Raw genomic sequence first — 15,036 nt, 5'->3', positions numbered from 1 at the left:
ACACACTATAAAGAGGTAGTCCCTCGCATGCAGAATGCTGGCCTTTCGCCGCGCTTGTCGTCGTTTATCCTGATGCTGTATTACCCGGCACTGGCATAAAATGAAATACAGCAAGGGGTTTGCCATCCTGCCACCCAATGTCTACCACCTCTGGGCCGCAGCGCAAAAAGCGCCTCTATACACGTAAAACTAAAAACTGCAGTAGGCAAAGCTTGCTTTTCACCGATGATCGGCAAAAATTGAAACTGCTGCCAGTCATGCTGCTCTGCAACACCTGCCGAACCAACTCCATTTTCGAGCTCAACACACCATGCGAAACAATCAGCCCGTCACGCACACCGAATACCATCTGGACGAAAAACAGCCCATCGTGACCAAGACCGATTTAAGCGGCAATATCACCTACGCCAATCCGGCGTTTATCAAAATCAGCGGCTATCGCAAAGAAGAGCTGATCGGGCAGCCGCACAATATTGTTCGCCATCCCGACATGCCGGTTCAGGCCTTTGCCGATCTGTGGCACACGATCAAGGCGGGGCTACCGTGGCGCGGGCTGGTGAAAAACCGTTCGAAAGATGGCGGCTTTTACTGGGTTGACGCCTATGTCACCCCGCTAACCGAAAATGGCCGCAAAGTCGGCTATATGTCGGTTCGCAGCAAACCCAGCGCCGCGCAAATCCGCGCCGCCGAGCAACTTTACCAGTCGGTCAAATCTGGCCAGCAGGACTTTCCGACCACGCGCTACACGCATCAAAGCGCGCTATCGTTGCGCCTGATTGCGGCAGCCATCCTTCCCCTCCTGCTGGCTTTGGGCGGGCACCTGCTCAATATGCCATACTGGGGGCTGGCCGCTGCGCTGCTGACTTTGTGCGCGCTGCTCTGGTGGATTTTTACCGCGATCAAGGCACCGATTGCCCAGCTGGAAAGCGCGCTGGAAAAACTCGGCGAAGGTGATTTCAAATTCGAACTCAATAACCATGCCGCGCAGGAATTTCACCGACTGCTGATGGCCATGCACTCGACCAAGGTCAATCTCAGAGCGATTATGGCCGATGTGGTGTCCTCCTCCGCCACGGTGGATCGTGAAACCGACGAGCTGAAACTGGAAGTCGACCGGGTGGTGGGCCGTTTTCAGCAAAATAGCGACGGCATTGCCAGCGTGGCCGCCTCGCTGGAGGAGCTCACCGTGTCGGTGAGCGAGATTGCCGACGCCACCGAGCGCAGCTCCGAATACGCGGCCAGCACACTTGAGCTGGCCAATCACGGCATGCAAAGCATGAAACACACGCTGGCCACCAGCCAGCAATTTGAAACTGAAATGCGGCAGGCGCAAAAAGAAATTGCCCAGCTGACCAGTGAAATCAATTCAATCCAGCAAATGAGCCAGACCATCAAGGAGGTGGCAGCGCAAACCAATCTGCTGGCGCTGAACGCCGCCATCGAAGCGGCCCGGGCTGGCGAGCAAGGGCGCGGCTTTGCCGTGGTGGCCGACGAAGTGCGCCAGCTGGCCGAGCGCACCACCAGCAGCACACAAGGCATTGAAGCACTCAGCGAGCGGGTGCTGGCACAATCGCATACGGCGTACGAGGTGATGAATCAGGTCATGGTGCAGATGCTGGACAATAATCGCCTGATCGAGAGCAACCATCAGGATCTGGCCAATATCAACCAGTCGGCGCAAGGCGTGGCCAGCTCGGCAGGTGACATTGCCCGCATGCTGGAGCAGCAAAAACAGGCTGCGAGCGAAGTGGCGGTCAGTATGGAAAAAATGAGCGCGCTGACCGATCAGAACAACGAGAGCGTGCACATTATCGGCGCCGCCAGCACGCAAATGGCCAACACCGCCAGCGCGCTCAACGCGCTGGTAAAGCATTTTGAGCAATCGCTGTAAATATTCCAAAAAAACAAGGGTATATTCATGTAAGGCATATTCACTATGCTCGATACCAATATACCCTACCATTATTAGAGGCCATCAGATTGACGCACTGAAATAAGCCTATATTTGCTTGAGCACCACTTTTTCTGAATATGGCCAGTTTCTGCACCTAGCCAGATCTGACTTGCAGCACAGGAAACGCCAGTAATGATCGTACACAATCAGCGCAAACGCTACATCCTTACCGCTGTCAGCAGCTACCTGCTGCTCGCGCTGGCGTGGATCTTTCTGTCCGATCAATTGCTGGTGCTGATGGTCGATGCCAGCATGATGGCCTATGTATCAACCATCAAGGGGGTATTTTTTGTACTGGCGACTGCGGCACTTTTCTTTGTTGCACTGAAAAATACCCCAGGCAATCGGCCAGTGCTGGCAGGCGTCTCGTTTCTGGACTCGGTGGTGGATATTTCACCGATCAGGCCGCGCTATCCGGCCTGGATCAATTATCTGTTTGCGATTGCGATGACCAGCGCGATGTTTGCTTTTCATCAGCAGGTGGTGCAAACGCATCACCATGACCCACGGATGATATTTTTCATTTTGCCCATCGTCTTGAGCGCCCTGCTGGGCGGATTGGGGCCGGGACTGACTGCCACGCTGATTTCTGCAGCAGCAGTCGCCATCAGCACACCACCGGATGTAGCAAGTTTTTTCAGCACATCGGCGCTATTGATTCGCTGGGCGTTTCTGATCGTCAATGGCTTGATGGTCAGCCTGCTCAGCGCCTTGCTCCGGCACTCCATCAAACGCGTGCAGATCAATCAACATCTGCTTGAATCGGTCGTTACGGGCACATCTGACGCCATTTTTGTTAAAAACCGACAGGGACAATATCTGCTGGTTAATCGCGCCGCAGCAGCCTATGCCGGAAAAACGCCACAGCAATTGCTGGGCCATACTGATTTTGAGCTGTTTACGTCTGAATCAGCTCGGATGATTATCGATCGCGATCAGGCGGTTATGCAGGCAGGCAAGGTCGAAACCGCGCAGGAGCATGTGCAGCTTCAGGGTGCGGAATCGCTGTACTTTCTGACCACCAAAGGCCCGACCTTTGATCAGGAAGGGCGTATCAACGGGATATTCGGCATTGCGCGCGATGTGAGCGAACAACATAAAAACCATGCCCTGCTGCAAGAGCGGGAAGCCGCGCTCAAGCTGGCCCAGCAGTTGGCTGGCATCGGCAACTGGAGCTGGAATCTGCAGACCGATGAACACATCTGGTCGGATGAAATTTACCGGATTTATGGCCGTCCCCGGCAGCTGGCCCCGCTGATCTACCCGGAAGTCGCGTATTACTTTACGCGGGACAGCTGGCAGAGGCTGGCTGCAGCAGTCACGCAATGCTTGCAGGACGGGCGGGCCTACGAATGCTCCGCCGAGCTGGTGCGGCTAGATAAAACGGCATGCTGGATTACTGCCCGTGGCGAAGCGCAGCGCGACAGCACAGGAAAAATCATCCGGCTGAGTGGTACGGTGCAGGACATTACCGAGCACAAGCTACTGGAAATCCGTCTGCAAAAAAGCCAGCAGCAATTGCAGCTGGTCATTGACGCCACCAGCGATGGCTTTTGGGATTGGGATTACCGCAGTGGCTATATTTTCCACTCGAAGAAATACGATGAGCTGATCGGTCAGAATGCCGCACTGGACACGCATAATCTGGCGTTTTTCCTCGCAAATATCCACGCCGATGACAGAGATTACGCCCGCGCCATGTTTGAACAACACCTGAGCGGCAATGCAGCCAGAATCGAGTTCGATTGCCGCCTCAATACCTCAGCCGAACCCGCCCAGTGGGTGCAGGTGCGCGGTCAGATCGTGCAGCGCGATGAAAACGACAAGCCGCTGCGCATCGTTGGCACGCTCTCAAATATTAGCGATAAAAAACAAACCGAGCTATCGCTCAAACAGCGTGAACGCCAGCTTGAGCGTGTTATTGAAGGCGCTGATCAAGGTTACTGGGACTGGAATCTGCAAACGAATGATTTTCAGGTCAGTGATCGCTATGAAACCATGCTGGGTTACGAGGCCGGAGAAATTGACGTCCGGATTGAAAACTGGCCGGAGCTGGTCCATCCGGAGGACTTTAAGCTGGCCATGATTTCAGTGCAGAGCCATCTGATGGCTCATGCGCCTTTGCACGAAGTGGAAATGCGCTGCAAAACCAAAAATGGCGATTGGCGCTGGGTATTGTCGCGCGGGCGTGTTGTTGAATGGGATCAACACGGACAGCCGCTGATCATGTCGGGAACACACACCGACATTACCGAGCGCAAGCTGCTGGAGCGCGCGCAAAACGAAGCGGCCATCGTCTTTGATAGCAGCTATGAAGGCATTATGCTGGTTGACCCTGATAACAAGATCGTCAAAGTCAACTCGGCCTTTACTCAGATCACCGGTTATGCGGCTGAGGAAGTGATTGGCCAAACGCCCAGGATTCTGTCATCGAACAGAAATGATCCGCAGCTTTACCGCGATCTGTGGGCCTCACTCAATGAACACGACTTCTGGCGTGGCGAAATCTGGAACCGGCGCAAAAATGGCGAAATCTACCCCGAGCTGCTGTCCATTTCGGCCGTTCGTGATGCCTCCGGCCAGATTCAACACTATGTCGGCCTATTTTCCGACATCAGCATGATCAAATCACACGAAGCCGAGCTCGATCGCGTGGCTCACTACGACAAGCTCACCGGTATTGCCAACCGCCTGCTGTTTTCAGACCGGCTGCGGCAAGCCATCCTGCGTTCCAGCCGCAACAATCAGGCCTGTGCAGTGTGCCTGCTTGATCTGGACGGTTTTAAAACGATTAATGATAGGCATGGCCATCAGATCGGCGATCGCCTGCTGATCACCATCACCGAGCGGCTACAGGAAACCTTGCGGGCAGAAGACACCATTGCCCGACTGGGTGGCGATGAGTTTGCACTGGTTTTCTCTGAAATACACAACACAGAAGAATGCACCCAGATTCTGGACCGGGTACTTGAAGCAATTTGTCATCCGGTCAAGCTCGATGGCCTGGTGCTCCATATTTCGGCCAGCATTGGCGTGAGCCTGTTTCCCGACGACAATGCCGACCCGGATACGCTACTGCGCCATGCTGATCAGGCCATGTATCTGGCCAAAGAATCGGGCAAAAACCGCTATCAGCTGTTCGACCCGGAAAGTGATCGCAAGGCCCAACTACACCGGCATCGGCTGGAGCAATTGCAATACGCACTGCAAGAGGGTCAGTTTGAACTGTTTTATCAACCCAAGGTGGACTTGCTCGACAATACCGTTATCGGCGTCGAGGCGCTGATCCGCTGGCAACATCCGGCACAGGGCCTGCTCTCACCAGCAGAATTTTTACCCTATTTGCACGGCAACGAGCTGGAGGCGGCCTTTGGGCTTTGGGTTATCGAGACTGCGCTGGCGCAGGCCTGGCACTGGCAAGAGCAAGGCTGCGCACTCAAAATTAGCGTCAATATCAGCGCCAACCACCTGCTTAAACCGTATTTTTACGAGCAACTCGCTCAGAGCTTTACTCCCTACCCTGAGCTACCCAGATCATTGCTTGAGCTGGAAATTCTGGAGTCGGCAGCGATTGAGGACATGACGCAGGCTGTGGATATTCTGGAGCGTTGTCGCGAGCTGGGCGTGAAAATTGCGCTCGATGATTTTGGCACCGGCTACTCGTCACTGACCTATCTGCGCAAATTACCGATTGATACGCTGAAAATCGATCAGAGCTTTGTTCGTGACATGCTGATCGATAGCGATGACCTTGGGATTGTCGAGAGCGTAATCAAGCTGGCCACCGTTTTTAATCTGGAGGTAATCGCCGAAGGCGTAGAAACCAAAGAACACGGCCACGCCCTGCGCCAGATTGGCTGCCGCTACGCACAAGGCTACGGCATCGCCAAACCCATGCCCTCCAGCCAGATACCCGGCTGGCAAAAATCATGGCTGGCCACAAGCCATTGATTGACACCCTCGGATCACCAGAAACCTGACTGTTGCCACCTTACTTGGCAAAAAATAACAACTTGAGATTACAAGATGAAATTTAAATGAAATCATCAATATAAATTCAAGAAATCAAACCTAGGCCGATATGTAGTTAATTCTGCCGAAAATAATGACATACCATGCTTATTTCTCCTGCCCTGACTACAGGCACCACTCCTGCTTTAAATAAATCAGCCACACCGAACAAAGACCCTGCGCTCAATGTGTTGCCGGGTAATGCCACGCCCAGTAATGCCACCAAGGTCACGCTTCAATCAGGACAAGCAGGCGACTCCTCAGCAGATTTGACCTATTTTGTCCCCAGAAAAACCCTCACTTTTGCCAGCTCTGCGAATGACAATATCAGCCAAGTCATGCTTAACAATATCTGGTCGAGTACGCCCTACTCCGGGGTTTCAGATTTGTTTAAAGGGCTTGGAGGAGCTTTACTTGAGCGCTTTAGCGTGACGCAAGATGCATACCAGCAGACCCTTGCTGAATCCTGGTCTTCTGACGTAAGCGAAAGCGCCAATCTGGAAGGGGTTGATGCGGCCACTGAGCTTAGCGCAACAGAAAATACGATAGGGCTTACGCTGACGACCGTATCAAAAAAGCAAATCGAGATCTTGATCGCCTTCGATAATCAAAACCAGGACAGCGGCAATCGCCTGTCAGTACAGATCAAGACCTCAGCTGAACTGTCGTCGCAAGAGTGCAAAGCGCTGGCTGCCTTGTCAAAAGGCTTCGAGTCCACATTGCAAAGCATAGGGCAAAACTTAACGACTGATCGCCCCTCCCGTCTGTCAACGATTGATGTAGCAGGCTTGCTCGATTTTGACCCACAGGTGCTCTCTGGCATTGATCTCAAAGTAGACGCATCGAATCAATTCGTCGGCCTGCAGGCGCTCACACTCCATGCCGATACAAGCCGCCGCTCATTGACGATGCAGGGCATTGATGGCGAGCTCTCGATTGATGTCGATCTATCCAATGCCAGCATTCGCGGCACTCCAGAGCAGCAAAAGGCTGCAATTGACCGTTATTTAACCCAATTTGATCAGGCAAACGCACGCGCACAAGGCCAGGAGCAACTCATAGGCCAATTTAAAAGTGCATTTGCCCAGCTTCAATCCAATTACCCTGCTGCCGAGATCAATACTGCAACGTCTCGTTCAGCGGCATTTAATATTGCACGTGATCAGTGGCTGAGTGGCTTGGCTGATTTTCAGGCTCATATGGGAGGAGAGTTTTCGAGTGGTGCCATAGATAACGACAAAACCACCGGAAAATTGGATTATCAGATTAGTCAAAAAACCACTCTTGTTGGCCGGGGAAACAAATTAAGCGCATCACAAGAAGTGGCTAGTGTACTGAGTGCGACGATTATTAAATGCCGCGATGGTGGACCCTATCAAAAAACAGGAAACTACGACATCACCCAGATCAATGACAGAAGCAATGTAAAGACGGACTTCACAATCGCAACCACGCAAAATGGCGTAAGTTATATCGAATTAGCCACCCGCTCCGAAATCATCAAGCAAATGCTGGAGTTTAAAAAAGTGGTCAACCACGAAGTTGAAGAGCAGTTCAAGTTGCCGACTGAATCGAAGTCGACAGATGTTGTGGTCAACAATTCTCGGACAGTAAATTAAGTTGTCTTTCCTTAATGGTAGGGGCTAGCCCGCCATTGGCGGTGTGTGGCCGCTGCCAGTTGTAATACGCCATCAGGTAAACGCCAATATCCAGCCTGGCTTCTTCTGCAGATTCATACCCAGGCTTTGGTATCCATTCTGTTTTAAGACTGCGAAATAACCGCTCCATCGGCGCATTATCCCAACAGCACCCGCGCCGACTCATGCTTTGCTGCATCTGGTAGCGCCATATCCGTTGCCTAAACAACCGGCTGCCATATTGGCTACCCTGATCCGAGTGAAATATCACTCCCAGTGGCTGGCCACGCTGTTGCCAGGCATGATCTAACGCACGGCTGACTAGCTCGGCATCCGGGTGCTCACTAAGCGCCCAGCCCACCACGCAACGGGCAAACAAATCCAGCACCACAGCCAGATAAATCCAGCGATTACCCGCCCAAATATAGGTGATATCGCCACACCAGACCTGATTCGGTTGCTCCGGATTAAACGCCCTCTGCAATAAGTGCGGAATGTCTGGACGTTCATCTTTGTGGACTTTGTAGCGATGCGCGCCTGGCTGTTTGCACTGCAAATCGGCTTCTCGCATGAGCTGGCGCACTTTATATCGGCCAGCCGTAATGCCTTCGACCGCCAGCATCCAGACTAGACTGCGGCTACCTGCCGCATTTCGACTTTGCTTAAACAGATTGCGTACTTTGGCGCGCAACTCGATCCGTTCACGATCAATATGCTGGCGTCGATGCCGGTAATGGTAATAACTGGAACGGCAAATACCGAAGGTGCTGCAGACCATTTCTACGGGTTCATGCTCACTTAATTGGTCTACCAGCGCGTACGATTGAGTTCGTCCGCCATTAAGAGAGCTGTGGCTTTTTTTAACAGGGCTTTCTCCCGTTCCAGCCGATCAATGCGCGCTTCGAGCTCCTGAATGCGACGCTGGTCTGGCGTGAGTGCTCTGGCCTGCGGCGTGATGCCCTGTCTTTCCTGTTTCAGCTGCTTAATCCAGCGACGCAGTATGTTCTCGCCGACGTTCATCGCCTTACTGGCTTGTGACACCGTGTGGCCTTGATCGACGACCAGACTGGCGGCTTCGGCTTTAAATTCCGGGGTAAATGTCCTGCGAACTTTGCTCATGAAACACCTCGTTAATGGTGGCGAGATTACCACCTAAGTTGGTGTCCGAAATCATTGAACCACAACAAGATAACCTGCTTGCGCGCGCCGTGACTAGTGCGGAGTAGCGGCCTGATGTGCACCCGTGCGGCTTGATGTGGTCAGGGTATGTTGACGTTTGATTTGCCGATCTGCAAACCAAACCTCATTAATGGCAATATTGAATAACTCAGCCACACCGGTTTTGCCGCAATACCTTACGAGCTTAGATATTCTGCCGCAGCATCTTTTTCCAGCGGGCGGCTAAACCAGTAGCCTTGGGCATGCTGTACGCCTTGCGCGTGCAGCCATTGTGCTTCAGCTTCGGTTTCCACGCCTTCGGCGACGATTTCCAGCCGCAAAGCGTAGGCCAGATCGACCAGTGCGCGACAAACCTGTTGGGCGGCCTGATTGCCGGCGATATTGTGGATCAGGCTGCGATCAAACTTCAGCTTGGACAAGGACATGCGCGAGAGCTGCGCCAGATTGGAGTAACCGGTACCAAAATCATCCATATGCACCTCGATCCCCGCCTGCGTCAGCGTGCGCAGCGACTGCAAGGAAGGAACCTGCATCAGCGTTGATTCGGTCAGCTCCAGTACAATTTTGTCCTGCAAAAAAAGCGGTAGCCGGTGTATGCGGCGAATCACCGTATCGGCAAAATCCACGCTGGCCAGCTGCAAGGCCGACACATTCACCGCCACAGGCACGACAGCCAAACCCGCGCTAGCCCAGGCCTGCACTTGTGCAATCGCCTCATCCAGCGCCCAATCGCCGATGGCTGCAATAATGCCGGTTTGCTCGGCAAACGGAATAAAATCAACCGGGCTAACTTCACCACGTTGCGGCTGATGCCAGCGGATCAGCGCTTCAAAACCGATCAGGCTGGTATCGCTCAAACAGATCTGCGGCTGGTAAACCAGCCTGAATTCCTGCCGCGCCAGCGCCTGGCGCAATTCGCGCTCCAGCTCCAGTTGCAGAACGGCGTACTTGGCCATGGCTCGCTCAAACACGCTGATCTGCCCTCGCCCGTCGGCCTTGCCCTGATAGAGCGCAATATCGGCGTGCTTTAGCAGCTGCCCTGCGCTCTGACCATCGGCAGGAAACAGTACACGGCCAGCAGTAAAGCTCAGCTGGAAATCAAGCTCTTCAATCTGGATATGGCCACTTAAAAAGCCCAGCAACTGATCATCGACCCGGCTCGCTTCTTCGGTGGGCGCCAGTAAAACAAATTCATCCCCACCCAGACGGAACACCAGCTGATTCAGGCTTTGCAGACGCTGGGCCACCTGCACCAACGCGGCATCGCCAGCGGCATGGCCCAGTGCATCATTAATCCGCTTGAAATGATCCAGATCAATCAGCCACAGGCCAAAGCCAGCCCCGGCCTCAATCCACGCGGCCAGCTGCAATTCCAGATAGGTACGGTTATACAGCTGAGTTAAAGGGTCGTGCCAAGCCAGCCATTGCAGCTGTTCCTGCGCCTGCTTGCGCTCGCTAATGTCACGGGCTATGCCTGCCGTGCCGATCACTCGTCGCCCCTCGCGTACCGGCACCTTGATCAGCTCCATCCAGCGTTTGCCGTCGATCACATGATCAAAAGGGTGTTCTTCGCGTATTGCCTGCCCTGACTGCAGTACCTTGAGATCGTCAGCCTTGTATTGCGCCGCCAGATGCGGCGGCGACAGAAAATAGTCGTCCTTGCCGAGCAAGGTGGCGGGGTCTTTGATTTGCCAGATGTCACAAAAGGCTCGATTGACCACCACAAAACGGCCATCAGCGTCTTTGGCCCAGGCCAGATCAGGAATGCTATCGACCAGCGCCTGATAGCGCTGGCGCAAACGCCGTGCGCGCCAGGCATAAATCAGCAGCAAGGCACAAACGGCGACAGACATTGCCAGCAACCAAAGCATCGCAACCCCTAGTATGACGTGTTGATGAACAGCCTGTTCAGTGTAGCGTGATCAGAGAGCAAATACATTGATCCGCCCGCGCAGTGGGTGAAAAACCACCAGCTTGCGGCCATCAACAAGCGCATAGACAGCAGCGCAAAGCGCTGAACGTTTGTTCGCCAAAAGAATAATCAGACCACAAAATGCTTGATGTAAAAGGAAATACTGCGTTTCAAACGCGGGTTTATTCACATTCTCTGTGGATAAATTGAATGCGCGGCCAGAGCAAAGACACTGCAAGGGATTGCGGAGCATGCCGATCAGCACGACAAAAATAAAATTAAAGTTATAAAGTTAAAATTTATTAGTATTAAATGAAATATAAATTCCATGACATGATTCACCTCGCCAACCCAAACACAAGGACAGGGAATCATGAAACTCAAGCACACCCTTACAGCAATCACCCTCGCCATCGCCAGCGGCACCAGTCTGGCCGCCAGCATCGAGCTACTGAATGTGTCTTACGATCCAACGCGTGAGCTGTATCAGGAATATAACAAAGCTTTTGCCAAACACTGGAAAGCCAAAACGGGTGACGATGTAACGATTCGCCAGTCTCACGGCGGCTCGGGCAAGCAAGGCCGCGCGGTCATCGACGGACTGGAAGCCGATGTAGTGACCCTTGCCCTCGCCTACGACATTGACGAGCTGGCTGAAAAAGGCAAATTGCTCGGCCCGGACTGGCAGAAAAAATTGCCAAACAATGCCAGCCCTTACACCTCGACCATTGTTTTTTTGGTTCGCAAAGGCAACCCGAAAAAGGTTAAAGACTGGAATGACCTGATTCGCGACGACATCAAGGTGATCACCCCTAATCCGAAAACCTCGGGCGGTGCGCGCTGGAACTATCTGGCGGCCTGGGCCTACGCCCTCAAGCAGCCAGGCGGCAACGACGCCAAAGCGCGTGATTTTGTGCAAAAGCTGTTTAAAAACGTACCGATTCTGGACACCGGTGCACGCGGCTCGCTGGTGACATTCACACAGCGCGGCCAGGGTGATGTGTTCCTGTCGTGGGAAAATGAAGCCGTGCTGGCGATCAAGGAGCTGGGCCCGGATAAATTCGACATTGTGGCGCCTAGCTTGTCGATTCTGGCCGAGCCACCGGTGGCGATTGTCGATAAAGTAGTCGACAAAAAAGGCACGCGCAAAGTGGCGACCGAATACCTGAACTATCTGTACTCCAAAGAAGGTCAGGAAATTGCCGCACAAAACTACTACCGTCCGCAGGATAAAGCCGTGCTGGCCAAGTACGCCAAGCAGTTTCCGAACGTGAAACTGTTCGACATCGACGATGTGTTCGGTGGCTGGGCCAAGGCGCAGAAAACTCACTTTAGCGACGGCGGCGTGTTCGACCAGATCTACAGCGCAGGCAAATAAGGCCACCGCGCCCGCCCGGCAGCAGCCGGGCACACACCACCGGGTATATGTCTGCAGCCAATATTTCAAAATAGCTACAGACATATACCCCATAGGTAATTCTGTGTAGGCCTGTTGGCAAACCACGCCATCGCAGGCCATGCCCGGGACAGAAATACATTCCATGCGAAGGATTGCGCCATGAACTGGCCACAAATACAAGCAAGCGAGCGCTTGCCGGTGCCGCCCGAAATTGCCCGCGACTGGCCAGAAAGCCTGTTTCAGGTCGATTCGCTGCGCGGCATTCTGGTCAAGGCACTGGGCTCGACGCTAGCGTCAGCGTTTCAGCCGATTTTTGACCGCCACAATCACCACTTTGCCGATGAAGCCTTGCTGCGCGCCTCAGTGCGCGATAAAGCCATTTCGCCGCCACAAGCTTTTGCCTCGGCACGACAAGGCAACAAGCTGGTCGCATTTGACCGCCTATGCCGCACCCTGCATGTGATGAATTACAGCAGCTATGCCCAATCGAACCGGCTGCTGTTTTTAAATGTTCACCCTGAATTGCTGGTCGAGATCAGCGATCATGGCGCGTATTTCGAGCATATTTTAAGTAGTCTGGGCTTTGGCCCCAATCAGGTGGTGCTTGAGTTACTGGAAAACGAAGCCGTCGCCGTCGATGCCAGCGCGATCAGCCGCGCAGTCAAAAACTATCGCGCCAAAGGCTACCGGATTGCGCTGGATGATTTTGGTCACGGCATGGCCAATCTGGACCGGCTCTGGCTGCTTGAGCCCGATTTCGTCAAGCTTGACCGCCATATTCTGGCGCTGGCCGCCCAGCAGGACAAAGCCCGGCAAGGCTACGCCAAGCTGGTGTCGCTGTTGCACGACGCAGGCAGCCAGGTGATTGCCGAAGGCGTCGAAACGCAAACCGAGAAAAACATTGCACTGGATAGTGGCGTGGACGGCCTGCAAGGCTTTTTCCTGGCCCGACCTAATTACCGCCCACTCTAAACACAACAGGCTTTAGATAGAGAACACCTTATGGCGACCATTGAAAGCTGGCTGAGCGCCGGAAAACGCATCCTGATTGCCCCGGGCTGGAATAATTCGCCCGCAGACCACTGGCAATCCATCTGGCAGCAGCAATACCCGCAAATCGAGCGCATTGAGCAAAACGACTGGCAGCATCCTAAAGCCGCCGACTGGGTGCGCAGCTTTGAGCAGAAAATTTCTGAGGGCGACGCACCGACGATCATTGTCGCGCACAGCCTGGCTTGCGCCACGCTGGCTCACTGGGCGGCACTATTTGGCCGCAACAGAGCCGTACAAGGCGTTTTGCTCGTTGCCCCTGCCGATGTAATGCGACCCGAAGCGCCCGACGAATTTCAAGGCTTTATGCCGCTACCGTCGATTGCCCTGCCGTTTACCAGCTGGGTGATCGCCAGCGATAACGACCCGAGCTGCAGCGTGGATCGCGCCGTGCAATTGAGCCAGATCTGGCGCAGCAAGCTGCACTGGATAGAAAACGGCGGCCACATCAATGTCGAATCAGGGCACGGCGAATGGCCTGAGGGCTTGCAGCTGCTGGCGCAGCTGATCAGCAAAATCCATGAGCAGGAACTGCTGATCAATCTCGATTTCGCCCACTAAAACCGCAGCTTGCCTAGTGGCACACGCGGCTTGACTCATCTGTGCACAGCCATCCCGGCCGGGTGGCTGGCACATTCAAACTGCCCGCACGACCATACTCCCACACGCCGACAGCATCGCGCGCGATAGCCTCAATCGAGCGCAGAACCAAGCCTTGCCATCCTTTGCATATTCTTTTTTATTATTTTGAATATAAACATAAGTTCTTTTGTTTATTTAAATTGGCCGCGCATAATCGCGGCAGATTTAAACGCAGCACTTACAAAAGATTGCGCTGCGGTTCAGCTGCGGCTTCTGCGACACGAAGCCAGCACGCCGATCCAGACCAGAACGACATCGACCAAGGGGGAGCACCGTGAACGCACTGCTGAATATGCCTGATGCCTTGACGGCCGAATCACGCCTCACACCGGCAGCCAACGCCGATGGCAGCCACGACAAACACTGGGGCTTGAGCGAGGTCGTCAACGGCTTGCGCCAATCGCGCGAGCACACCAAAAAGATCCGCTATCAGGGCCGCGTGCGCGAACTGCCCTCACGCGAAATCATGCAGCAGATTCTGGATGGCCTTGCCGCTGCGCTTTTTCCCACCCATTACGGCCGACCGGATTTGAACGATGAAAGTATCGATCATTTTGTCGGCAGCACGCTGCACGCCTGCCTGACGCAGCTGGCCGAACAAGTCCGCCGCAGCCTGCTATTTAGCGCCGAGCGCAGCGCCGCGTTTGATCACAATCTGAAACAGATCGCCGATGAAGTCACGCGCAGCTTTGCCAGCCAGTTACCGGATATTCGCGCTTTTCTGGTGGGCGATCTCAACGCCGCGCAGCAGGGCGATCCGGCTGCCAACAGCATTTCCGAAATCCTGCTGTGCTATCCGGGCTTTCGCGCAGTATTGAGCTATCGGCTGGCGCACACGCTGTATTTGCTCGGCGCGCCCTTTCTGGCGCGGATTATTTCCAATCTGGCCTACGCCAGCACCGGCATTGATATTCACCCCGGCGCGCGGATTGGTGCCGAGTTCTTTATCGACCATGGCAGCGGCGTTGTGATTGGTGAAACCAGCATTATCGGCGAGCGCGTGCGGATTTATCAGGCCGTCACGCTAGGCTCAAAAAGCTTTCCCACCGATGAAAACGGCAATCTGGTCAAAGGCAATGCTCGCCACCCGATTGTGGAAGACGATGTGGTGATTTATGCCGGCGCGACGATTTTGGGCCGTATCACGATTGGCAAAGGCTCGGTGATTGGCGGCAATGTTTGGCTCACGCAATCGGTACCGGCCAACAGCCATATCTCGCAAGCCAGCAATCGAAATAGCTAGCGCCATGCT

The 15,036-nt window shown here is 54.0% G+C and carries 10 protein-coding genes; 7 read left to right on the top strand and 3 right to left on the bottom strand.

Going from position 1 to position 15,036, the window contains the following annotated elements; all coding sequences use genetic code 11:
• Window positions 1-310 precede the first annotated feature (310 nt).
• The 3 genes from ABHF33_RS15510 to ABHF33_RS15500 all read left to right on the top strand — a co-directional run bounded on the left by ABHF33_RS15510 (window position 311) and on the right by ABHF33_RS15500 (window position 7,584).
• Window positions 311-1,891, top strand: coding sequence for a methyl-accepting chemotaxis protein (locus ABHF33_RS15510; RefSeq protein WP_348944798.1), 1,581 nt, complete (start codon window positions 311-313; stop codon window positions 1,889-1,891).
• Between the two features lie 195 nt (window positions 1,892-2,086).
• Complete coding sequence (locus ABHF33_RS15505) at window positions 2,087-5,905, top strand: sensor domain-containing protein (RefSeq protein WP_348944797.1); 3,819 nt, start codon at window positions 2,087-2,089, stop codon at window positions 5,903-5,905.
• A 164-nt stretch (window positions 5,906-6,069) separates the two neighbouring features.
• Window positions 6,070-7,584 (top strand): hypothetical protein, encoded by a 1,515-nt coding sequence (locus ABHF33_RS15500; RefSeq protein WP_348944796.1) that lies wholly within the window; start codon window positions 6,070-6,072, stop codon window positions 7,582-7,584.
• On the opposite strand, the gene ABHF33_RS15495 is transcribed toward ABHF33_RS15500, so the two are convergent.
• The 3 genes from ABHF33_RS15495 to ABHF33_RS15485 form a co-directional block, all read right to left on the bottom strand.
• A protein-coding gene (locus ABHF33_RS15495) for an IS3 family transposase (RefSeq protein ID WP_348944795.1) occupies window positions 7,559-8,721 on the bottom strand; the annotation gives its coding sequence in 2 pieces (ribosomal slippage) (window positions 7,559-8,457 and window positions 8,457-8,721; 1,164 coding nt in all). The genes ABHF33_RS15500 and ABHF33_RS15495 overlap by 26 nt on opposite strands.
• Window positions 8,722-8,957: 236 nt before the next feature.
• A complete protein-coding gene (locus ABHF33_RS15490; protein ID WP_348944794.1) occupies window positions 8,958-10,634 on the bottom strand; it encodes a putative bifunctional diguanylate cyclase/phosphodiesterase in 1,677 nt (558 codons plus the stop codon).
• 69 nt (window positions 10,635-10,703) lie between these two features.
• Window positions 10,704-10,946 carry a hypothetical protein gene (locus tag ABHF33_RS15485; protein WP_348944793.1) on the bottom strand — a complete coding sequence of 81 codons (243 nt, stop codon included), beginning with the start codon at window positions 10,944-10,946 and terminating at the stop codon, window positions 10,704-10,706.
• Window positions 10,947-11,066: 120 nt separating this feature from the next.
• On the opposite strand from ABHF33_RS15485, the gene ABHF33_RS15480 reads away from it, so the two are divergent.
• From ABHF33_RS15480 to epsC, 4 genes are all read left to right on the top strand, one after another.
• A complete protein-coding gene (locus tag ABHF33_RS15480) occupies window positions 11,067-12,071 on the top strand; it encodes a sulfate ABC transporter substrate-binding protein (protein WP_348944792.1) in 1,005 nt (334 codons plus the stop codon).
• A 180-nt stretch (window positions 12,072-12,251) separates the two neighbouring features.
• The gene (locus tag ABHF33_RS15475; RefSeq protein ID WP_348944791.1) at window positions 12,252-13,064 is read left to right on the top strand and encodes an EAL domain-containing protein; all 813 of its coding nucleotides are present in this window, start codon (window positions 12,252-12,254) and stop codon (window positions 13,062-13,064) included.
• Between the two features lie 30 nt (window positions 13,065-13,094).
• A complete protein-coding gene (locus tag ABHF33_RS15470) occupies window positions 13,095-13,703 on the top strand; it encodes an RBBP9/YdeN family alpha/beta hydrolase (RefSeq protein WP_348944790.1) in 609 nt (202 codons plus the stop codon).
• Between the two features lie 355 nt (window positions 13,704-14,058).
• Window positions 14,059-15,027 carry a serine O-acetyltransferase EpsC gene (epsC, locus tag ABHF33_RS15465; RefSeq protein WP_348944789.1) on the top strand — a complete coding sequence of 323 codons (969 nt, stop codon included), beginning with the start codon at window positions 14,059-14,061 and terminating at the stop codon, window positions 15,025-15,027.
• Window positions 15,028-15,036: the final 9 nt, after the last annotated feature.

This window comes from Chitinibacter sp. FCG-7 (assembly GCF_040047665.1).
GTDB classification, from domain to species: domain Bacteria; phylum Pseudomonadota; class Gammaproteobacteria; order Burkholderiales; family Chitinibacteraceae; genus Chitinibacter; species Chitinibacter mangrovi.
Note: the sequence above shows the minus strand (reverse complement) of the source record. Positions and strands in the feature narration are given on the sequence as shown.

Coding starts and splice junctions, on each gene's coding strand:
- ABHF33_RS15510 (WP_348944798.1), top strand. CDS start 311: ATGCGAAACAATCAGCCCGTCACGCACACCGAATACCATCTGGACGAA.
- ABHF33_RS15505 (WP_348944797.1), top strand. CDS start 2,087: ATGATCGTACACAATCAGCGCAAACGCTACATCCTTACCGCTGTCAGC.
- ABHF33_RS15500 (WP_348944796.1), top strand. CDS start 6,070: ATGCTTATTTCTCCTGCCCTGACTACAGGCACCACTCCTGCTTTAAAT.
- ABHF33_RS15490 (WP_348944794.1), bottom strand. CDS start 10,634: ATGTCTGTCGCCGTTTGTGCCTTGCTGCTGATTTATGCCTGGCGCGCA.
- ABHF33_RS15485 (WP_348944793.1), bottom strand. CDS start 10,946: ATGCTCCGCAATCCCTTGCAGTGTCTTTGCTCTGGCCGCGCATTCAAT.
- ABHF33_RS15480 (WP_348944792.1), top strand. CDS start 11,067: ATGAAACTCAAGCACACCCTTACAGCAATCACCCTCGCCATCGCCAGC.
- ABHF33_RS15475 (WP_348944791.1), top strand. CDS start 12,252: ATGAACTGGCCACAAATACAAGCAAGCGAGCGCTTGCCGGTGCCGCCC.
- ABHF33_RS15470 (WP_348944790.1), top strand. CDS start 13,095: ATGGCGACCATTGAAAGCTGGCTGAGCGCCGGAAAACGCATCCTGATT.